Source organism: Pseudoalteromonas sp. SCSIO 43210 (genome assembly GCF_054133285.1).
In genome coordinates this window covers 1,698,029-1,717,345 of record NZ_CP087225.1, presented here as the reverse complement: position 1 = coordinate 1,717,345, position 19,317 = coordinate 1,698,029, and the positions used below count along the sequence as shown (strand labels likewise).

The 19,317-nt window shown below is 36.8% G+C and carries 25 protein-coding genes; 6 read left to right on the top strand and 19 right to left on the bottom strand.

What is annotated here, in order from left to right; all coding sequences use genetic code 11:
- Positions 1 to 133 precede the first annotated feature (133 nt).
- Positions 134 to 697, top strand: a complete 564-nt coding sequence (locus LOS73_RS07430) for a lipid-binding SYLF domain-containing protein (RefSeq protein ID WP_033030849.1) — start codon at positions 134 to 136, stop codon at positions 695 to 697.
- 171 nt (positions 698 to 868) lie between these two features.
- Here LOS73_RS07430 and LOS73_RS07425 read toward each other — a convergent pair whose 3' ends face one another.
- From LOS73_RS07425 to LOS73_RS07395, 7 genes are all read right to left on the bottom strand, one after another.
- Entirely contained in the window at positions 869 to 2,167 is a 1,299-nt protein-coding gene (locus LOS73_RS07425) for a zonular occludens toxin domain-containing protein (RefSeq protein ID WP_457934763.1), read from the bottom strand.
- Complete coding sequence (locus LOS73_RS07420) at positions 2,167 to 2,583, bottom strand: DUF2523 family protein (RefSeq protein ID WP_007377568.1); 417 nt, start codon at positions 2,581 to 2,583, stop codon at positions 2,167 to 2,169. Before LOS73_RS07420 ends, LOS73_RS07425 begins: the two co-directional genes overlap by 1 nt.
- Positions 2,580 to 4,055, bottom strand: coding sequence for a hypothetical protein (locus LOS73_RS07415; protein WP_457934762.1), 1,476 nt, complete (start codon positions 4,053 to 4,055; stop codon positions 2,580 to 2,582). The genes LOS73_RS07420 and LOS73_RS07415 overlap by 4 nt, the downstream gene beginning before the upstream one ends.
- Positions 4,056 to 4,175: 120 nt before the next feature.
- A complete protein-coding gene (locus LOS73_RS07410; RefSeq protein ID WP_457934761.1) occupies positions 4,176 to 4,400 on the bottom strand; it encodes a hypothetical protein in 225 nt (74 codons plus the stop codon).
- A gap of 18 nt (positions 4,401 to 4,418) precedes the next feature.
- Positions 4,419 to 4,661 (bottom strand): hypothetical protein, encoded by a 243-nt coding sequence (locus LOS73_RS07405; RefSeq protein WP_007377565.1) that lies wholly within the window; start codon positions 4,659 to 4,661, stop codon positions 4,419 to 4,421.
- Positions 4,662 to 4,663: 2 nt separating this feature from the next.
- A complete protein-coding gene (locus tag LOS73_RS07400) occupies positions 4,664 to 4,954 on the bottom strand; it encodes a single-stranded DNA-binding protein (protein ID WP_457934760.1) in 291 nt (96 codons plus the stop codon).
- Positions 4,955 to 5,159: 205 nt separating this feature from the next.
- Positions 5,160 to 6,470, bottom strand: coding sequence for a phage/plasmid replication protein, II/X family (locus LOS73_RS07395; RefSeq protein WP_457934759.1), 1,311 nt, complete (start codon positions 6,468 to 6,470; stop codon positions 5,160 to 5,162).
- Positions 6,471 to 6,614: 144 nt separating this feature from the next.
- On the opposite strand from LOS73_RS07395, the gene LOS73_RS07390 reads away from it, so the two are divergent.
- Positions 6,615 to 6,806, top strand: coding sequence for a hypothetical protein (locus LOS73_RS07390; protein WP_457934758.1), 192 nt, complete (start codon positions 6,615 to 6,617; stop codon positions 6,804 to 6,806).
- A 228-nt stretch (positions 6,807 to 7,034) separates the two neighbouring features.
- On the opposite strand, the gene LOS73_RS07385 is transcribed toward LOS73_RS07390, so the two are convergent.
- The 8 genes from LOS73_RS07385 to LOS73_RS07350 all read right to left on the bottom strand — a co-directional run bounded on the left by LOS73_RS07385 (position 7,035) and on the right by LOS73_RS07350 (position 13,283).
- Complete coding sequence (locus tag LOS73_RS07385; protein WP_457934757.1) at positions 7,035 to 7,298, bottom strand: hypothetical protein; 264 nt, start codon at positions 7,296 to 7,298, stop codon at positions 7,035 to 7,037.
- Between the two features lie 383 nt (positions 7,299 to 7,681).
- Positions 7,682 to 8,980, bottom strand: coding sequence for a zonular occludens toxin domain-containing protein (locus LOS73_RS07380; protein WP_457934763.1), 1,299 nt, complete (start codon positions 8,978 to 8,980; stop codon positions 7,682 to 7,684).
- Entirely contained in the window at positions 8,980 to 9,396 is a 417-nt protein-coding gene (locus LOS73_RS07375) for a DUF2523 family protein (protein ID WP_007377568.1), read from the bottom strand. Before LOS73_RS07375 ends, LOS73_RS07380 begins: the two co-directional genes overlap by 1 nt.
- Positions 9,393 to 10,868 (bottom strand): hypothetical protein, encoded by a 1,476-nt coding sequence (locus LOS73_RS07370; protein ID WP_457934762.1) that lies wholly within the window; start codon positions 10,866 to 10,868, stop codon positions 9,393 to 9,395. Before LOS73_RS07370 ends, LOS73_RS07375 begins: the two co-directional genes overlap by 4 nt.
- Positions 10,869 to 10,988: 120 nt before the next feature.
- A complete protein-coding gene (locus LOS73_RS07365) occupies positions 10,989 to 11,213 on the bottom strand; it encodes a hypothetical protein (RefSeq protein ID WP_457934761.1) in 225 nt (74 codons plus the stop codon).
- Positions 11,214 to 11,231: 18 nt separating this feature from the next.
- Positions 11,232 to 11,474 (bottom strand): hypothetical protein, encoded by a 243-nt coding sequence (locus tag LOS73_RS07360; RefSeq protein WP_007377565.1) that lies wholly within the window; start codon positions 11,472 to 11,474, stop codon positions 11,232 to 11,234.
- 2 nt (positions 11,475 to 11,476) lie between these two features.
- On the bottom strand, positions 11,477 to 11,767 hold the full coding sequence (locus tag LOS73_RS07355) for a single-stranded DNA-binding protein (RefSeq protein WP_457934760.1): 291 nt from the start codon (positions 11,765 to 11,767) through the stop codon (positions 11,477 to 11,479).
- Positions 11,768 to 11,972: 205 nt separating this feature from the next.
- Positions 11,973 to 13,283 (bottom strand): phage/plasmid replication protein, II/X family, encoded by a 1,311-nt coding sequence (locus LOS73_RS07350; RefSeq protein WP_457934759.1) that lies wholly within the window; start codon positions 13,281 to 13,283, stop codon positions 11,973 to 11,975.
- Between the two features lie 144 nt (positions 13,284 to 13,427).
- Between LOS73_RS07350 and LOS73_RS07345 the strand changes: the two genes are divergently transcribed.
- Positions 13,428 to 13,619: a hypothetical protein gene (locus LOS73_RS07345; RefSeq protein ID WP_457934758.1), complete on the top strand. Its 192-nt coding sequence runs from the start codon at positions 13,428 to 13,430 to the stop codon at positions 13,617 to 13,619.
- A gap of 228 nt (positions 13,620 to 13,847) precedes the next feature.
- On the opposite strand, the gene LOS73_RS07340 is transcribed toward LOS73_RS07345, so the two are convergent.
- Positions 13,848 to 14,111 (bottom strand): hypothetical protein, encoded by a 264-nt coding sequence (locus tag LOS73_RS07340; RefSeq protein ID WP_457934757.1) that lies wholly within the window; start codon positions 14,109 to 14,111, stop codon positions 13,848 to 13,850.
- 504 nt (positions 14,112 to 14,615) lie between these two features.
- Here LOS73_RS07340 and LOS73_RS07335 point away from each other — a divergent pair.
- Genes LOS73_RS07335 through LOS73_RS07325 form a run of 3 tightly spaced genes read left to right on the top strand, consistent with a single transcriptional unit; the run spans position 14,616 to position 15,251 of the window.
- Positions 14,616 to 14,900, top strand: coding sequence for a BrnT family toxin (locus LOS73_RS07335; protein ID WP_342863533.1), 285 nt, complete (start codon positions 14,616 to 14,618; stop codon positions 14,898 to 14,900).
- A gap of 4 nt (positions 14,901 to 14,904) precedes the next feature.
- The gene (locus LOS73_RS07330; protein ID WP_008138997.1) at positions 14,905 to 15,087 is read left to right on the top strand and encodes a hypothetical protein; all 183 of its coding nucleotides are present in this window, start codon (positions 14,905 to 14,907) and stop codon (positions 15,085 to 15,087) included.
- A 2-nt stretch (positions 15,088 to 15,089) separates the two neighbouring features.
- Positions 15,090 to 15,251, top strand: coding sequence for a hypothetical protein (locus LOS73_RS07325; RefSeq protein WP_457934756.1), 162 nt, complete (start codon positions 15,090 to 15,092; stop codon positions 15,249 to 15,251).
- 192 nt (positions 15,252 to 15,443) lie between these two features.
- Here LOS73_RS07325 and LOS73_RS07320 read toward each other — a convergent pair whose 3' ends face one another.
- The 3 genes from LOS73_RS07320 to LOS73_RS07310 form a co-directional block, all read right to left on the bottom strand.
- On the bottom strand, positions 15,444 to 16,484 hold the full coding sequence (locus tag LOS73_RS07320) for an IS481 family transposase (RefSeq protein WP_337149778.1): 1,041 nt from the start codon (positions 16,482 to 16,484) through the stop codon (positions 15,444 to 15,446).
- A gap of 191 nt (positions 16,485 to 16,675) precedes the next feature.
- Complete coding sequence (locus tag LOS73_RS07315; RefSeq protein WP_457934755.1) at positions 16,676 to 17,713, bottom strand: patatin-like phospholipase family protein; 1,038 nt, start codon at positions 17,711 to 17,713, stop codon at positions 16,676 to 16,678.
- 138 nt (positions 17,714 to 17,851) lie between these two features.
- A complete protein-coding gene (locus LOS73_RS07310) occupies positions 17,852 to 19,258 on the bottom strand; it encodes an alanine/glycine:cation symporter family protein (RefSeq protein WP_007377576.1) in 1,407 nt (468 codons plus the stop codon).
- Positions 19,259 to 19,317 lie beyond the last annotated feature (59 nt).

Sequence of the window (19,317 nt, the reverse complement as noted above, 5' to 3'; positions counted from 1 at the left end):
TTAAATAATAGACTTACAGAATAACGTTAAAGTCCGATACTGTCTAGTATTGGACATAGTAAAGTTCTAATTATTTTAATACCGTGATTTTTCTATGGTTGTTGGTTGCTATAATCTTATTAAGGAAAACATTATGAAAAAACTAATTATACTAAGCGTACTTGCTTTAACAGTTGCGTTAACTGGGTGCGCTACTACAGGTAGTGCATCACCAAGCGAAAAACGTTCACTTGTACAAAGTATGAAAGCAAACACATTAGATAAATTATACGCTGAAAAACCTGATGTTAAAAAACAAATTGCTAACTCTGCTGGTTATGCTGTATTCGATAACGCGAATGTAAATGTAGTGCTTGCTAGCTTTGGCGGTGGTTACGGCGTGGTTAAAAATAACCTTACAGGTAAATCAACTTACATGAATATGGGTGAAGCCGGTTTAGGACTTGGCTTAGGCGTTAAAGATTTTAACGTTGTAATGGTTTTTCATAACCAAGCTGCACTAAATAGATTTATTGAACATGGTTGGGCTTTTGGCGGAAACGCTGATGCAGCAGCTAAATATGAAGATAAAGGTGGTGCACTGGTTGCCGAAGCGATTGCAGATCAAGTTACTGTATATTCTGTAACCGAAAACGGCCTTGCACTACAAGCTGTATTAAAAGGTACTAAGTTTTGGGTTGATTCAGAGCTTAATTAACCCCCAAATTACTCTCCTAAAAGCGAGCTGTTTTGTATAATCACGCTCGCTTTATTAAAACCAACTCGATTTAACATAACGTAATTTATGGGTTGTTAGTGGTGGAAGTATATAGATATTAAATTAAATAAGCCGCTACGCTCAGGCTTCGCTTGGCGGCTTATTTTTAATTTATAAAGATGAAAATAAAGAAATTTCATTATCAGATTGTTCTTGTTCTGGCTGTACATAGGGGTTTGGGCTACACAGGGCACGATAGACAAATGAGCTGTTTTTTATAAGTACATTGCATGAACTGAAATACTGAATACTAAAACCCATGCTGGCTAGTTCATAAGAATTGATACTAAAATTGCCGTATTTTTCTGTGATGAATTCAAAAATAAACTCTCTATGCATACGGTCTGGGCGTTTAACTTCTTGAATACCAGTAACAAAAATATCAGTAGCGCCATAAGGTAGGTTTAGAAAAACAGGGCTAGCATCAGAAATCTGAATATCAGCATTAGGGCCAGTAACAACAGAACCTTTTTTAACACCTTCCACAATTTCTGCATTGGGCTTTTCATCATTTTTAGTAACGGTTTCACTACTGGTAAAATACCATAGCCAATAAGATACGCACAAAATGACAGCAACAAGCGGAAAGGCAAAAATAGGAGTGTAAATGAAATTTTTACCTTGTCCTTTTGTAATACCTCCGGTTGCTGTTGATTTGTAGCACTTGTGTACTTCGACTGGGATTTTTTTCCAAGTAATTGTGTTTGCTTTGGTCGGGGTTTTTCCGTCAAGCTTTGGGTTGTGGTCAAAGATTCGCGGTCTTCTGTTGTAATAAGGGATTCCCGCGAGGCCATCGAAATATTTGTGTGAATATGCGTACTGGCTAACGTTTCTAATGTATTTGTGAACACTGGTAATGTCGGGGGTGCAGACGATAATGTCCCAGTTGTATTTGCGGTGTCGCATGTAACACTCTTTAAGTGTTTTGGGGTAAATAATGTGGCCATGTTCGTTAAATAACTCCTTTCCTAAATCGTCAGTATCACCACTAGTTAAATTTTCAGGTTTAAACTTTTCTAGTTGCTCATAATGATATTTATACCAATGCTCGGGTATCAAATCTTTGTAATTATCTACATGTTTGTAGTTGCAAGATTCGGGTTTAAAAGTAGATTCAGTTGGGTAAACGTCTTGCACTTCATCAATTAAAACCAATGCACCTGTAGGCATCCAATGATACCAATTGCGCCAAAGTGATTGTCCTTCCTCATTCTGTGAAGACAAACGCCAAAGCTGAGCGCTCTCAGGGAAAGTTTCTTGTAGCTCTGTTTCGATTTCATCTAAAGGTAAAATACCTTCGATATTGGTAACAACTAAACGGCCTTTTCTTAGTGCTGGTAACACTTCAAACCACGTAGCGCTAGCAGATTTAAAAGAACCAGGTGCACCATGAAAAATTGAGCTAGCCATTACAAGAACCTCATAACATAACGAGCTATAAAAGCTTGAACGATAATGTTTAAACCATCGAATAAACGCAAATCTACTAAAGCGGCTTTTACGTCTTGTGGTAAACCACTTGCAGCGCTTGCGATTTTTGAACCAACTTGAAAACTCTCGATAACACTTTTTGAAATAGACCAAGCAAGTTTCATAGCTTCAATTTGTGCTGTGATTTTAAATAAAACGACCTTTTCAATTATGTAAGCTAAAGCGCGTTTAAAAAAATTAGGGACATCATTATCAAAGAAGTCCCAAAAATCAGACATGAAGTTACCCGCAGAAGTTACAACACCTTGAGCACCTGTAAGTGTTGTGGCTGTTGCGTTGGCCATTAAGAAAAATGGTAAACAAATCAAAATTAAGAATATAGTTTTTTTTATCATTCTTTGTTACTACCTAATATTATAAAAAGAGCTGCAATTGAAGCTATTAAAATAATGGCTGGGGCTATCATCTGATAAAAATTAGAAAATCTACCAACACCCAAATCGACTTCAACGCCTTTAATTATTTCCTTATGTTCAGTATAAGAACCTGAGATATTAGGGTCTAAATCTAAAATTGATTCAGATTCAGATTGAATTGTTTCAATATATTCTGTTAATTCAGTTTTTTTATCTTCTATTTCAGTTTTAACTAATAACAAATCTGCATCACTGAACAAGTCATTCAAACCGCCTTTTTTACGACCAGCAGTAATAGTGAAATCTTCTTTTTCTGTGTTTTCTTTGATTTCATCTAATAAATCAATGCCTTCTTTTTGACCTTCTTTAATGCCATCAAGAATATCAACACCTTCTTTTGTTCCTTCTTTAATGCCATCTAAAAAATCAGTGCTCTCTTTTATCCTATCCCTTATTACGGTTGCTGAATCATCAATATTTAAAGTATTTGCTTTAACAGAAGAAAGTAATTCATTAGAATTTTGTATCTCTAAAGCTACTCTATCCAAGCGCTCTGTATTGGATTCAATCCCAATATTCATATTGTCGTTAATAACATTTAAATTATCATTTACTTGATTGACGGCATCTAAAATATCAGTTTTATCTGAATCATCAGCTTCTTTGGGTTCTTCAGGCTCATCTGGTGCAGGTGTTGGGGTTGGGTCATCAGGGTTATCAGGTTTGTCTGGGTCATCGGGTTCATCTGGTTCTTCCGGTTCTTCTGGCTCTGGGTCAGGAACACATTCAGCGGGTTCAGTAGAACCATAAGAAATAGGAATATAATAACCCCCATTAGAATCCGTTTTTATTTCACATTGACGTCCGTTAGGAGCAGGAAAACAAACAGAACCACTACCACCTGTACCAAAAACAAAGGGGTCATTGTCGGTGGGTTCTGGGCAGTCGGGGTCTTTCTCTGGCTCTTCTGAATCAAGAGGTTTAGCACACATGAAAGTAGGCCCTTCTGTTGGCACTGGGCTTAAGGGAACATTAATATCATAATCTGGCTCATGGTCTGGCGGGCATGAATAAACAATATCATTTACTAAATTACCATAAGTAATAGAGGAGTATGTACTAGAGGGAGTACAACCATAAGGTGGATAGGCCTGTTTAATACAAAATTTTGTTATACGTACTGGTTTAGAGCCTGATTGAGGTTTATATCCACATTCAAGAGAATAATTTTTTCTGTCTGAAGTGTCTGGTGGTACATCTGCATTATCAATGTAAGTTAAACATGCTGCTAGATAGGCGTCGTCCTCTTTATCAGAGCAGCCCTCATATCCAAAAGCAGTAACACAAAAGTTTAACTCTTGCTTTGGCGAAATTAAGTGGCTTAAATCAGGTTCAAAAGCAGAAACGGAAAAAGCGCTTAATAGCGCCAATAAAAATATTAGTAATCGCATGTAAGCGCCTTAAAAAAAGGGCGGTTTTACCCGCCGTTATTAACTGGCTCTTACGCCACTTGAGAATCCTTCGACGAAGCACCACACAAGAAATGAAGCAAGACCAATTGAGGTAACCATCTACTTGTTTAGCTTTGATACAATCATGCCAATAGCAAAACCGATTGCAGCAACAGTAATTACACCTGCAATAACAGCTGAATAGTTTGTTGTGCCATCTGATACAGCGGTACCAATTTCTGCAGAATAATCAGCTGCGAAAGACGAACCAGAGGCAACGATTGAACTGAGTAATAAACCAGCTTTTGCGCGTTTTGAAACTAATATATTTTTAACGTTTTCCATTTGGGTATTCCTTATAAGTTATGTTTTGCCCATTACTCGAACAACGCGCCCGATACAATGTGCAGTTATAAAAGCGACTAATGCCGCCGTATTTATTAGGCCGAAATCGGCCAAGCTAAAAGCGAACAATTCATTAAGAACGTTCACTAATCCGTGTTGCTGTAGCTCTAAGAACTCAGCTTGTGTAACCATCACAAAATCACAAACGCCAGTAACGGCTTTTAATGTTTGGTCGGGTTGGATGGCTACGCATTGAGACATTTTTATTTACTCGGGTTATATTTTTCTAAAACCATATTGAAGTTGTCAATTTCCAAGCCGCCATAACGGCCAACTTTAAAACTTGATGGATGTAGTAAATATTTTCCGACTTCCAAAACCTCAGATACTTCGTTATGACTTAAACGCATTTCAACAGGAAAAACACCGCCCAGATGAGCGAAAGCGGTTTGGTCATAAATAATACGGTCGCTTTTTCCATTTTGTCCTTTGATAGTTCTGGGTTTTGGTAGGTGTGAATTGTTAGTGTCCATCACTTCAATAATTACGCTCATGGTTTTGTATCCTCGTTGTATTGTTCAATTGCGGCGTGTTGGCCGTCTGTGAATTGGTTTGTGTTTGTATATCGCTCGACTCGTTCAAGAAGTAAATAACCAAAAATCATAATCAAATTAGAAAAAAACATGACGCCGCTATTTTCAAAATCATTCGTAAGAAGAAAGGCCAAACCAAAAATATTAAAAGCTAAAAAAATAAGTATCATGATACTAGCCTCAGTAATTCGAGGTTTTCAGGGATATTTAATTGGTCTGATAAGCGCACAGGTTCTACCCAATTGCTCGGATGCTGGTTTTCAAAATCGACATTTACAAAACGAATAAGTGGAACAACATTAGATGCAGTAGCCTGTAAATTTTGTAAGTACGCTTTTGGTACAACTTCGGTAAGTAATTTAATGTTGTCGTAAAAAGTACGCTCGGGAGTTGTAGATTTAACTTCATCCCAACCTTCATGCTTAACCATTCTAAAGAAACGGAATAAACGATCGGCTTTTGAATAATTGTATTTTTCCATCATTACATGAGTTTTTTTATCTCTGTAATAAGTGGTTTTAACAAAATGTTCTTTAAGATTTTCATGTATTTCAGTATCTGAATAAGTACGCATGGTTGCACCTTCGAATGTTTTAAATATGTCTGACCAAGATTGTTTCCATAATTGCTGAATTAAACACCCATCAAACGAATTGCTGTATGTGTCAAAAGCCCAGAGATTAGTGGGTATGCCTAAACGCTTTAACATACGAGGCATAACACTAGTTTCTAAACGTAATGCATTTTTTGCAAATTCTTGTACTTCGGGTGATGTCATTGCATCGAGCTGTTTTTTAAACGCTTGGTTCTTCGTTTTATCGTATTTTGCTTGTGCTTTATTAATTTGGTCTTGTAATTCAAATTGCTTTAAATAAGCTTTTAATCGTTTATGGCGTGAGCCTTTGCCGAAATATGCAGTAGTATCAAAAGCAGATTTAGCGCCCCTTGTTTGGCCGTTTGATATGTTACGCAATGCATGAATTACGTTTCGACTATCTGATTCGGTTTTTAAGTGAGCGCTAAACGTGCAATCAATTTGAGCAAGTTCAGCATTTTTAAACTCTAAAATTTCAACCATGTCAGGCATTGCATAACAAAACGCTGTTAGCAAAGAATCTATACATAATGAAACGTCGCAAGAGCCGTAAACGTTATGACCCTGTAGTAATTTTGCGGGACTCGCTTTTAATTCGATGAACGGGTAATAATTTTGACCGCCTGCCCTAACTTTAAACGCCAAAGTTGACCAAGAGCTAGGTAATGATTCGAACGGGTGAAGCAAAGCCGATACCTCAGCAATACAAATATTTTCAGCATCTAAACGATAATCGTTAGTTGTAAAATCAACGTCCCCCGCTGCTAACCTGCAACCTCTTTTTTGACACTCGCGCAAATCGATAAGGCCGCTTGTTCCGTCTGGAGACATAGCAACAATCGATTCAACGAAAGGTATCTTTATGGTTAAGAGGTCTATCAATTTAAGTTCCATATAAAGTGAGTGATTGTATTCACCTATGCAATACAAAACTTTATACATGAGTGTATGGGTGAATACAAGTATAAGAGAATAATTAAATTCAAGCGTGCTACCATTCACTTATATAAATGCTGGAGAAAAGACGTGGCAAAAGCAGATAGAACAACGGTATCAATACCAATGGCAAAAAAAATGGAGTTAGAAAGAAAGGCTATAGAAATATCCTATAAAACGGGAAAGTCTATAAAATGGACAGATATTATTCATTATATGATCGAGAATTATCAGGTAATGGCAAAGCAGGATTTAATAGAGGATGAAACGAAAAAAATATAAAAATCGGCGAAATCCGCAGTAGAGTCCACTATTAAAGTATGTGGACTCTCAACCTGTACCAATACGGAAACATGATTTTTTATTTCAATTTTCGGAGGGGTTTATCAGAGGGGCGATTTAATTTAGTGATATTGCTTTAGTCAGTGCAGCCAAAACAATATCGATATGATTTAGATGGGTTGGGTTTCCGCTTCGCTATCGGCTGTCGCCAAGTTAAAACAAACAAAATTAATCATTACTTTGCATGAGTTTTAATGCTTTATTGAAGGTATCAACAATTAGTTTTTGTTTATTGTAAGCTTTAACAGCATCACCAGAGACAGAAATTAAAGAATCTATATGTTCATGGTCTTTTTCATAATTAGAAATCAAAAAATCAATTAACTTTGTTGTCGTAGGTATATCAAGCTCAGATTTAAGTTTATTAATCTTAGCTTCAATTTCTTTGCTAGGTCTGTAAGTAATAGCCATTTTAGTATCATTTGCAATCATAATGAACAGCCAGGATAAACCAGACTAATACATTTTGCAATCAAAACAGCATAACAAAACCAGGCAAAAACATGCATTTTGCAATCATTAATGTAAAAGCCGGTTGCTTTCCATGATAGAGAATGCAATCAAAATACACCCCATAAATGACATTATGTTACGGGCTAGAACCGCTACGCTTAAAAGGGCTTTTGTTCTAGTTCGTGTGGGCTTCGCTATTTTCCACACGAAAAACCACAAACGCCCCGCCATTTAGATATTTTGGCGGGGCGTTTTCTCAACATAAAGTTCACCAACTTATGGGTTGTTAGTGGTGGAAGTATATAGATATTAAATTAAATAAGCCGCTACGCTCAGGCTTCGCTTGGCGGCTTATTTTTAATTTATAAAGATGAAAATAAAGAAATTTCATTATCAGATTGTTCTTGTTCTGGCTGTACATAGGGGTTTGGGCTACACAGGGCACGATAGACAAATGAGCTGTTTTTTATAAGTACATTGCATGAACTGAAATACTGAATACTAAAACCCATGCTGGCTAGTTCATAAGAATTGATACTAAAATTGCCGTATTTTTCTGTGATGAATTCAAAAATAAACTCTCTATGCATACGGTCTGGGCGTTTAACTTCTTGAATACCAGTAACAAAAATATCAGTAGCGCCATAAGGTAGGTTTAGAAAAACAGGGCTAGCATCAGAAATCTGAATATCAGCATTAGGGCCAGTAACAACAGAACCTTTTTTAACACCTTCCACAATTTCTGCATTGGGCTTTTCATCATTTTTAGTAACGGTTTCACTACTGGTAAAATACCATAGCCAATAAGATACGCACAAAATGACAGCAACAAGCGGAAAGGCAAAAATAGGAGTGTAAATGAAATTTTTACCTTGTCCTTTTGTAATACCTCCGGTTGCTGTTGATTTGTAGCACTTGTGTACTTCGACTGGGATTTTTTTCCAAGTAATTGTGTTTGCTTTGGTCGGGGTTTTTCCGTCAAGCTTTGGGTTGTGGTCAAAGATTCGCGGTCTTCTGTTGTAATAAGGGATTCCCGCGAGGCCATCGAAATATTTGTGTGAATATGCGTACTGGCTAACGTTTCTAATGTATTTGTGAACACTGGTAATGTCGGGGGTGCAGACGATAATGTCCCAGTTGTATTTGCGGTGTCGCATGTAACACTCTTTAAGTGTTTTGGGGTAAATAATGTGGCCATGTTCGTTAAATAACTCCTTTCCTAAATCGTCAGTATCACCACTAGTTAAATTTTCAGGTTTAAACTTTTCTAGTTGCTCATAATGATATTTATACCAATGCTCGGGTATCAAATCTTTGTAATTATCTACATGTTTGTAGTTGCAAGATTCGGGTTTAAAAGTAGATTCAGTTGGGTAAACGTCTTGCACTTCATCAATTAAAACCAATGCACCTGTAGGCATCCAATGATACCAATTGCGCCAAAGTGATTGTCCTTCCTCATTCTGTGAAGACAAACGCCAAAGCTGAGCGCTCTCAGGGAAAGTTTCTTGTAGCTCTGTTTCGATTTCATCTAAAGGTAAAATACCTTCGATATTGGTAACAACTAAACGGCCTTTTCTTAGTGCTGGTAACACTTCAAACCACGTAGCGCTAGCAGATTTAAAAGAACCAGGTGCACCATGAAAAATTGAGCTAGCCATTACAAGAACCTCATAACATAACGAGCTATAAAAGCTTGAACGATAATGTTTAAACCATCGAATAAACGCAAATCTACTAAAGCGGCTTTTACGTCTTGTGGTAAACCACTTGCAGCGCTTGCGATTTTTGAACCAACTTGAAAACTCTCGATAACACTTTTTGAAATAGACCAAGCAAGTTTCATAGCTTCAATTTGTGCTGTGATTTTAAATAAAACGACCTTTTCAATTATGTAAGCTAAAGCGCGTTTAAAAAAATTAGGGACATCATTATCAAAGAAGTCCCAAAAATCAGACATGAAGTTACCCGCAGAAGTTACAACACCTTGAGCACCTGTAAGTGTTGTGGCTGTTGCGTTGGCCATTAAGAAAAATGGTAAACAAATCAAAATTAAGAATATAGTTTTTTTTATCATTCTTTGTTACTACCTAATATTATAAAAAGAGCTGCAATTGAAGCTATTAAAATAATGGCTGGGGCTATCATCTGATAAAAATTAGAAAATCTACCAACACCCAAATCGACTTCAACGCCTTTAATTATTTCCTTATGTTCAGTATAAGAACCTGAGATATTAGGGTCTAAATCTAAAATTGATTCAGATTCAGATTGAATTGTTTCAATATATTCTGTTAATTCAGTTTTTTTATCTTCTATTTCAGTTTTAACTAATAACAAATCTGCATCACTGAACAAGTCATTCAAACCGCCTTTTTTACGACCAGCAGTAATAGTGAAATCTTCTTTTTCTGTGTTTTCTTTGATTTCATCTAATAAATCAATGCCTTCTTTTTGACCTTCTTTAATGCCATCAAGAATATCAACACCTTCTTTTGTTCCTTCTTTAATGCCATCTAAAAAATCAGTGCTCTCTTTTATCCTATCCCTTATTACGGTTGCTGAATCATCAATATTTAAAGTATTTGCTTTAACAGAAGAAAGTAATTCATTAGAATTTTGTATCTCTAAAGCTACTCTATCCAAGCGCTCTGTATTGGATTCAATCCCAATATTCATATTGTCGTTAATAACATTTAAATTATCATTTACTTGATTGACGGCATCTAAAATATCAGTTTTATCTGAATCATCAGCTTCTTTGGGTTCTTCAGGCTCATCTGGTGCAGGTGTTGGGGTTGGGTCATCAGGGTTATCAGGTTTGTCTGGGTCATCGGGTTCATCTGGTTCTTCCGGTTCTTCTGGCTCTGGGTCAGGAACACATTCAGCGGGTTCAGTAGAACCATAAGAAATAGGAATATAATAACCCCCATTAGAATCCGTTTTTATTTCACATTGACGTCCGTTAGGAGCAGGAAAACAAACAGAACCACTACCACCTGTACCAAAAACAAAGGGGTCATTGTCGGTGGGTTCTGGGCAGTCGGGGTCTTTCTCTGGCTCTTCTGAATCAAGAGGTTTAGCACACATGAAAGTAGGCCCTTCTGTTGGCACTGGGCTTAAGGGAACATTAATATCATAATCTGGCTCATGGTCTGGCGGGCATGAATAAACAATATCATTTACTAAATTACCATAAGTAATAGAGGAGTATGTACTAGAGGGAGTACAACCATAAGGTGGATAGGCCTGTTTAATACAAAATTTTGTTATACGTACTGGTTTAGAGCCTGATTGAGGTTTATATCCACATTCAAGAGAATAATTTTTTCTGTCTGAAGTGTCTGGTGGTACATCTGCATTATCAATGTAAGTTAAACATGCTGCTAGATAGGCGTCGTCCTCTTTATCAGAGCAGCCCTCATATCCAAAAGCAGTAACACAAAAGTTTAACTCTTGCTTTGGCGAAATTAAGTGGCTTAAATCAGGTTCAAAAGCAGAAACGGAAAAAGCGCTTAATAGCGCCAATAAAAATATTAGTAATCGCATGTAAGCGCCTTAAAAAAAGGGCGGTTTTACCCGCCGTTATTAACTGGCTCTTACGCCACTTGAGAATCCTTCGACGAAGCACCACACAAGAAATGAAGCAAGACCAATTGAGGTAACCATCTACTTGTTTAGCTTTGATACAATCATGCCAATAGCAAAACCGATTGCAGCAACAGTAATTACACCTGCAATAACAGCTGAATAGTTTGTTGTGCCATCTGATACAGCGGTACCAATTTCTGCAGAATAATCAGCTGCGAAAGACGAACCAGAGGCAACGATTGAACTGAGTAATAAACCAGCTTTTGCGCGTTTTGAAACTAATATATTTTTAACGTTTTCCATTTGGGTATTCCTTATAAGTTATGTTTTGCCCATTACTCGAACAACGCGCCCGATACAATGTGCAGTTATAAAAGCGACTAATGCCGCCGTATTTATTAGGCCGAAATCGGCCAAGCTAAAAGCGAACAATTCATTAAGAACGTTCACTAATCCGTGTTGCTGTAGCTCTAAGAACTCAGCTTGTGTAACCATCACAAAATCACAAACGCCAGTAACGGCTTTTAATGTTTGGTCGGGTTGGATGGCTACGCATTGAGACATTTTTATTTACTCGGGTTATATTTTTCTAAAACCATATTGAAGTTGTCAATTTCCAAGCCGCCATAACGGCCAACTTTAAAACTTGATGGATGTAGTAAATATTTTCCGACTTCCAAAACCTCAGATACTTCGTTATGACTTAAACGCATTTCAACAGGAAAAACACCGCCCAGATGAGCGAAAGCGGTTTGGTCATAAATAATACGGTCGCTTTTTCCATTTTGTCCTTTGATAGTTCTGGGTTTTGGTAGGTGTGAATTGTTAGTGTCCATCACTTCAATAATTACGCTCATGGTTTTGTATCCTCGTTGTATTGTTCAATTGCGGCGTGTTGGCCGTCTGTGAATTGGTTTGTGTTTGTATATCGCTCGACTCGTTCAAGAAGTAAATAACCAAAAATCATAATCAAATTAGAAAAAAACATGACGCCGCTATTTTCAAAATCATTCGTAAGAAGAAAGGCCAAACCAAAAATATTAAAAGCTAAAAAAATAAGTATCATGATACTAGCCTCAGTAATTCGAGGTTTTCAGGGATATTTAATTGGTCTGATAAGCGCACAGGTTCTACCCAATTGCTCGGATGCTGGTTTTCAAAATCGACATTTACAAAACGAATAAGTGGAACAACATTAGATGCAGTAGCCTGTAAATTTTGTAAGTACGCTTTTGGTACAACTTCGGTAAGTAATTTAATGTTGTCGTAAAAAGTACGCTCGGGAGTTGTAGATTTAACTTCATCCCAACCTTCATGCTTAACCATTCTAAAGAAACGGAATAAACGATCGGCTTTTGAATAATTGTATTTTTCCATCATTACATGAGTTTTTTTATCTCTGTAATAAGTGGTTTTAACAAAATGTTCTTTAAGATTTTCATGTATTTCAGTATCTGAATAAGTACGCATGGTTGCACCTTCGAATGTTTTAAATATGTCTGACCAAGATTGTTTCCATAATTGCTGAATTAAACACCCATCAAACGAATTGCTGTATGTGTCAAAAGCCCAGAGATTAGTGGGTATGCCTAAACGCTTTAACATACGAGGCATAACACTAGTTTCTAAACGTAATGCATTTTTTGCAAATTCTTGTACTTCGGGTGATGTCATTGCATCGAGCTGTTTTTTAAACGCTTGGTTCTTCGTTTTATCGTATTTTGCTTGTGCTTTATTAATTTGGTCTTGTAATTCAAATTGCTTTAAATAAGCTTTTAATCGTTTATGGCGTGAGCCTTTGCCGAAATATGCAGTAGTATCAAAAGCAGATTTAGCGCCCCTTGTTTGGCCGTTTGATATGTTACGCAATGCATGAATTACGTTTCGACTATCTGATTCGGTTTTTAAGTGAGCGCTAAACGTGCAATCAATTTGAGCAAGTTCAGCATTTTTAAACTCTAAAATTTCAACCATGTCAGGCATTGCATAACAAAACGCTGTTAGCAAAGAATCTATACATAATGAAACGTCGCAAGAGCCGTAAACGTTATGACCCTGTAGTAATTTTGCGGGACTCGCTTTTAATTCGATGAACGGGTAATAATTTTGACCGCCTGCCCTAACTTTAAACGCCAAAGTTGACCAAGAGCTAGGTAATGATTCGAACGGGTGAAGCAAAGCCGATACCTCAGCAATACAAATATTTTCAGCATCTAAACGATAATCGTTAGTTGTAAAATCAACGTCCCCCGCTGCTAACCTGCAACCTCTTTTTTGACACTCGCGCAAATCGATAAGGCCGCTTGTTCCGTCTGGAGACATAGCAACAATCGATTCAACGAAAGGTATCTTTATGGTTAAGAGGTCTATCAATTTAAGTTCCATATAAAGTGAGTGATTGTATTCACCTATGCAATACAAAACTTTATACATGAGTGTATGGGTGAATACAAGTATAAGAGAATAATTAAATTCAAGCGTGCTACCATTCACTTATATAAATGCTGGAGAAAAGACGTGGCAAAAGCAGATAGAACAACGGTATCAATACCAATGGCAAAAAAAATGGAGTTAGAAAGAAAGGCTATAGAAATATCCTATAAAACGGGAAAGTCTATAAAATGGACAGATATTATTCATTATATGATCGAGAATTATCAGGTAATGGCAAAGCAGGATTTAATAGAGGATGAAACGAAAAAAATATAAAAATCGGCGAAATCCGCAGTAGAGTCCACTATTAAAGTATGTGGACTCTCAACCTGTACCAATACGGAAACATGATTTTTTATTTCAATTTTCGGAGGGGTTTATCAGAGGGGCGATTTAATTTAGTGATATTGCTTTAGTCAGTGCAGCCAAAACAATATCGATATGATTTAGATGGGTTGGGTTTCCGCTTCGCTATCGGCTGTCGCCAAGTTAAAACAAACAAAATTAATCATTACTTTGCATGAGTTTTAATGCTTTATTGAAGGTATCAACAATTAGTTTTTGTTTATTGTAAGCTTTAACAGCATCACCAGAGACAGAAATTAAAGAATCTATATGTTCATGGTCTTTTTCATAATTAGAAATCAAAAAATCAATTAACTTTGTTGTCGTAGGTATATCAAGCTCAGATTTAAGTTTATTAATCTTAGCTTCAATTTCTTTGCTAGGTCTGTAAGTAATAGCCATTTTAGTATCATTTGCAATCATAATGAACAGCCAGGATAAACCAGACTAATACATTTTGCAATCAAAACAGCATAACAAAACCAGGCAAAAACATGCATTTTGCAATCATTAATGTAAAAGCCGGTTGCTTTCCATGATAGAGAATGCAATCAAAATACACCCCATAAATGACATTATGTTACGGGCTAGAACCGCTACGCTTAAAAGGGCTTTTGTTCTAGTTCGTGTGGGCTTCGCTATTTTCCACACGAAAAACCACAAACGCCCCGCCATTTAGATATTTTGGCGGGGCGTTTTCTCAACATAAAGTTCACCAACTTATGGGCTTAATCCAAGTATTTACACCTAAACAGAAAAAATATACTTTTGGTAAGTTACTTTCTGAAACATATTTGTTATTTGCGTATTGAAACTAAAAATGGGAAAATTATAAAGATGTCTAAATTATATATACAAAAACAGTATGCGTTTTAGAAAAATAATATTTAGTGATTTTAATCATTACTTACTAACAAGGAAATAGTTGTGTTATTTGAATGGGATGATAATAAAAATAGTAAAAATATAGATAAGCATGGTATCGATTTCAATGATGCTGTGACTATATTTGATGATGATGAAAGAATTGAAGCTATAGATGACCGTAATGATTATGGTGAAGAGCGGATACAAGTTATTGGAGAAGCTAAGCCCGGTGTTTTAATGGTTGTCTATACATGGAGAAAAAGTGGTACTTCAAGGCGAATGATTTCTGCTAGAACTGCCAGTCAAAAAGAACGTGTTGTGTATCTAAGTATGAAAGCGAGATAAATTTATGTCAGAAACTCATATTAAAAGAAACAAAGATGACTCTGTAGATGGAAAGACTGACTACGAGCGCCTAAAAAAAATGACTGAAGGTGAGATCGAGGAAAATGCAAAAGATGATCCCGATGCTCCACTCTTAACAGATGAAGAACTGAAAAAATTCAAAAAAGTTAAAAAATCAAAGGATTGATAATGGAAAATAAAATTACTAAAAATTATATCAAGGGCAATAAATCTACGGGCAAGACTAACTGGTCAACTGTAGTAGTAAGTTCTAACGAGCCGAAAATAGATGAGGAAAATCCCGAATTAGTTGGTGAAAAACAATTTAAGAAAGTAATAAAAAATAAATAAAGAGCGCTTTATGAAAGTGCTTAATTTGTACAACAGTTATCATTTCGACAATATTATTTCTAAATTAATACACTAAAATAAAAGGGCTTTCTGCCCTTTTATTATTAATAGCAGACCGTAATTTATGGGGTTATATGTACTAGCTCAGACTTGATCTGACAGTTACCCATTTTTCTAATGGTGACTGTTAGTTTAGATTTGAGCTAAATTCTTTTCTGCCCAAACCGTTTTTCCATCCAGTAATGTTTCAAGTGGTGTTCGACCGCAACATACTTTTCCTTGATGAGTCCGATCATTGTTGTAGTAATCCATCCATTCGTCCAGATCTTTTTGTAGTTTTTCCATTGAATCGTACAACTTTTTGCGGAATGTGATTTGATAGAACTCGTTCAAAATCGTCTTATGGAAACGCTCACAGATACCATTTGTTTGCGGGGACATTGCTTTCGTTTTTGTATGGTCGATGTCGTTAATTGCCAAATATAGCTGATAATCATGATGCTCAACTCGCCCGCAATACTCAGTTCCTCGGTCAGTTAATATTCTAAGCATAGGCAATTTGTGACCTTCGAAATAAGGCAATACTTTATCATTGAGCATGTCAGCCGCTGTAATTGGCGTTTTCGTTGTGTAGAGCTTCGCAAAGGCGACTTTACTGTAGGTATCCACAAAGGTTTGTTGATAGATACGACCAACACCTTTAAGGTTACCAACATAAAATGTGTCTTGTGAGCCAAGATAACCGGGATGCGCTGTTTCAATTTCACCACAGGCTTCATCGTCATGTTTTTTCTTTTCTAGCGCAGCAACTTGAGCGTCAGATAAAATAATACCTTCATTAGCGACTTTGTTTTCCAATGCTTTCAATCGTTTTTTGAAGTTTTCTAAATCGTGACGCAACCAGATTGAACGAACACCACTACCTGAGACAAACACGCCTAACTTACGAAGCTCATTGCTGGTTCTATGTTGACCGTGAGCAGGATAGTCAACTGCATAGTTAATGACGGCTTGCTCTGTTTCTTCGTCAACGCGATTCTTTATATTTGGTGTACGGCGGTTCTTTTCGATTAATGCATCGATACCACCTTCATTAACGAGTTCTTGATAACGATAAAATGTATCTCGTGATACGCCCATGACTTTACAGGCTCTTGATACATTGCCTAGTTCTTCGGCAAGGTTAAGTAAACCAGCTTTGTGTTTTATGATTGGATTGTTAGTATGCAACATGAGAGTTACCTTTTTGTTTGTTTTGATTTAAAGATTCGACACCTTTATCAAAACGGGTAACTCTCACTTTTTCAAGTTGAATTGTCAGATCTTGTCTGAACTAATACAGGTTATAGTTCATATTTTATATCCACCTCAATTTGCTATAGAACAATAATTCTAAAGTTTTCATTCAGTGTAAATTACCAATACTATTTAATATCAAACTTTAAGTTATTTAATTTCTTGTCAAACGTCTCAGCCAATTTCTCAGTTTCACTAAAAACAGTATTCCAATATTTAATGCGTGTATCTGCATCAAGATCGGTAAAATCATTTCTGTCTGGAATTTTTCCGTACGGTAAGCTTGCTATAAATTCTTTTGATGGAGTAATCATTACCACGTTATCGTAATTAAGTGGTGATACTTTACGTTTTAAATTTTTATCGAACCACCCTGCTTTTGGCTCTGAATTAAAATGCGGATATAAAATAAGTCCTGGGTTATTAATTTTTAAATCAAAGTGGTAATCAATTATTCCGCCATCGCGATATATTCCTTGCGGCGAGCCTGCAATATTTTTTATGCCTTGCATAACAAGTGGTATTGAACCCGATGCAAGTAACGCGTCTTTTAAATTATTTTGAGTAAGCGCTATATTTTGCGTTTTAAAATTGTAGGTATCGGTAATTGATAAGTCACTTGTTGCTGGGCCAAATATAAAACGCTCATACTGTGAGCCTAATAATTTTCGGTTAACGCGGTTAAGCATGTAACTTTTTGACAAGCCCAGTAGTTGTATAAGTTTATTTTCGCTGGCAATAAAGCCATTCGATTTTGCTACTATAAAGTGCGCTTTAAATATTGGGTTATTTATAATTTCGGTTACGCCGTTATCGCCAAAAACATCTTCAAGTAATGCGCGCGCTTTTATTGTTATTTCATTTGGTGTTGGTTTATTACTTGAATATCGGGTTTGCGAATACGATTTTGCTAATCGCTCAATGGCAGCAACGGGATCGCTTTGTGCAAAACATGCAGATCGAAAAGCGCCGGCAGATGAGCCAATTAAATTAAGTGGTTGGGTGCGGTTTTTAAAAAATTCACCAAAAATATATTTATCTAAGCCAAATAATGTAAACCATTTAGGACCGCCACTTGCACCTAAAAAAGAGGTGAAAAGTTCAGGTTTAAAGCCCTGTTCGTTAATAATTTTAGCCGCTGTTTTCCCTGCGTGAATCTCGATCATCTAAAAAATAATGCCTTTTATTTTGGTTGCTTCAGTTATTTTTACAATACTGAAAGTGAATATTTATGCAAAGTAAAAAGCGGATTTATGTTGCCATAAAACCGCTTTTTATAGTTAAGTGTGCTTAAAGTACGTGAGTTAATCCCAAATGCCATCTTCGCATTTACCCTGTACTTTTACATCTTTTACTTTAAATTCGGGCTCTAAACCTTTGTCTCTTTGTGCGTGGTAATCGCTCGTAACAGACAAAATAGTCGGCGTTAACAGTATAATAGCGATAACGTTAACCACTGTCATTAACCCTAAGGCAATATCGGCTAAATCCCAGACTTCTTTTAATGTGGCCGACGCGCCCCACAACATCATTGATAAATAAAGCAAAGTGTAAATACCGCGCCCTACTTTGTTGTCGAGTTTAAATAAGTGCAAGTTGCTCTCTGCATAGGCGTAGTTTGCCACTACCGATGTAAAAGCAAATAAGGTAATAGCAGCTGCGACAAAATAAACACCACCTTGTGCTAAATGAGCGGTCATCGCGCTTTGTGTTAAACGAATGCCTTCCATTTCACCGCTTATGTCTATATCGGCTAATAAAATGATCACCGCGGTACAGCTACACAGTACTATTGTATCGAAAAATACGCCTAGCATTTGTATGTAACCTTGCGTTACTGGGTGATTAGGAATTGGGCTGGCACTTGCTGAAGCATGCGGCACACTACCTGCACCGGCCTCATTAGAATATAAACCACGTTGAATACCGTTTTTAATGGCAGCGCCCATTGCACCCGCTCCGGCTTCTTGTAAACCAAACGCTGATAAAAATATATCTTTAAGCATGGCAGGTACTTGCGTGAAATTTATAATCGTAATAATTACCGCAGCAAGTACAAACACAATGCCCATTATTGGCACAACACGCTCTGCAAATCGGGCAATTGCTTTAAAGCCACCGAGTATAATTGAGCCTGCTAGTACTGTAATAACTAGGCCTGAATAAAATGTAGGAACTTCAAACGCGTAATTAAGTGCGTCGGTAATTGTGTTAGTTTGCATTGCACTAAACGTGAAGCCGTAACCTAAAAATAAACATGCGGCAAACACAATTGCAAACGCTCGGCTACCCAAACCTTGTTGAATATAATACGCAGGCCCGCCTCTAAACTCGCCACCACTATCGCGTACTTTATATACTTGCCCAAGTACGCTTTCGGCAAAGCCTGTAGCCATGCCCAATATGGCTATTACCCACATCCAAAATATAGCGCCGCTGCCACCAAGTGAAATTGCAACCGCTACACCAGCTAAATTACCGGTACCTACCCGTGCGCAAAGCCCTGTACACAACGCTTGAAATGATGAAATATCGTCTTTTTTACATTTGCTACTGCCTTTTAAAAGACTAAACATATGTTTAAATTTAAGTATTTGAATTGCTTTTAGTCGTACTGAAAACCATACCCCCGTAAACAAGAGTATATAAATAAGTACTTGCCCTTCTCCCCATAAAAGGTTGTTTACGCTTTTGACGACGGTATCGAACATTGCTAATTCCTTCTTATATTTTTTATATTAATACCCTTTTTTGGGTATAACGGCATTTG

Coding starts and splice junctions, on each gene's coding strand:
- LOS73_RS07430 (WP_033030849.1), top strand. CDS start 134: ATGAAAAAACTAATTATACTAAGCGTACTTGCTTTAACAGTTGCGTTA.
- LOS73_RS07425 (WP_457934763.1), bottom strand. CDS start 2,167: ATGGCTAGCTCAATTTTTCATGGTGCACCTGGTTCTTTTAAATCTGCT.
- LOS73_RS07420 (WP_007377568.1), bottom strand. CDS start 2,583: ATGATAAAAAAAACTATATTCTTAATTTTGATTTGTTTACCATTTTTC.
- LOS73_RS07415 (WP_457934762.1), bottom strand. CDS start 4,055: ATGCGATTACTAATATTTTTATTGGCGCTATTAAGCGCTTTTTCCGTT.
- LOS73_RS07410 (WP_457934761.1), bottom strand. CDS start 4,400: ATGGAAAACGTTAAAAATATATTAGTTTCAAAACGCGCAAAAGCTGGT.
- LOS73_RS07405 (WP_007377565.1), bottom strand. CDS start 4,661: ATGTCTCAATGCGTAGCCATCCAACCCGACCAAACATTAAAAGCCGTT.
- LOS73_RS07400 (WP_457934760.1), bottom strand. CDS start 4,954: ATGAGCGTAATTATTGAAGTGATGGACACTAACAATTCACACCTACCA.
- LOS73_RS07385 (WP_457934757.1), bottom strand. CDS start 7,298: ATGATTGCAAATGATACTAAAATGGCTATTACTTACAGACCTAGCAAA.
- LOS73_RS07380 (WP_457934763.1), bottom strand. CDS start 8,980: ATGGCTAGCTCAATTTTTCATGGTGCACCTGGTTCTTTTAAATCTGCT.
- LOS73_RS07375 (WP_007377568.1), bottom strand. CDS start 9,396: ATGATAAAAAAAACTATATTCTTAATTTTGATTTGTTTACCATTTTTC.
- LOS73_RS07370 (WP_457934762.1), bottom strand. CDS start 10,868: ATGCGATTACTAATATTTTTATTGGCGCTATTAAGCGCTTTTTCCGTT.
- LOS73_RS07365 (WP_457934761.1), bottom strand. CDS start 11,213: ATGGAAAACGTTAAAAATATATTAGTTTCAAAACGCGCAAAAGCTGGT.
- LOS73_RS07360 (WP_007377565.1), bottom strand. CDS start 11,474: ATGTCTCAATGCGTAGCCATCCAACCCGACCAAACATTAAAAGCCGTT.
- LOS73_RS07355 (WP_457934760.1), bottom strand. CDS start 11,767: ATGAGCGTAATTATTGAAGTGATGGACACTAACAATTCACACCTACCA.
- LOS73_RS07340 (WP_457934757.1), bottom strand. CDS start 14,111: ATGATTGCAAATGATACTAAAATGGCTATTACTTACAGACCTAGCAAA.
- LOS73_RS07330 (WP_008138997.1), top strand. CDS start 14,905: ATGTCAGAAACTCATATTAAAAGAAACAAAGATGACTCTGTAGATGGA.
- LOS73_RS07325 (WP_457934756.1), top strand. CDS start 15,090: ATGGAAAATAAAATTACTAAAAATTATATCAAGGGCAATAAATCTACG.
- LOS73_RS07320 (WP_337149778.1), bottom strand. CDS start 16,484: ATGTTGCATACTAACAATCCAATCATAAAACACAAAGCTGGTTTACTT.
- LOS73_RS07315 (WP_457934755.1), bottom strand. CDS start 17,713: ATGATCGAGATTCACGCAGGGAAAACAGCGGCTAAAATTATTAACGAA.
- LOS73_RS07310 (WP_007377576.1), bottom strand. CDS start 19,258: ATGTTCGATACCGTCGTCAAAAGCGTAAACAACCTTTTATGGGGAGAA.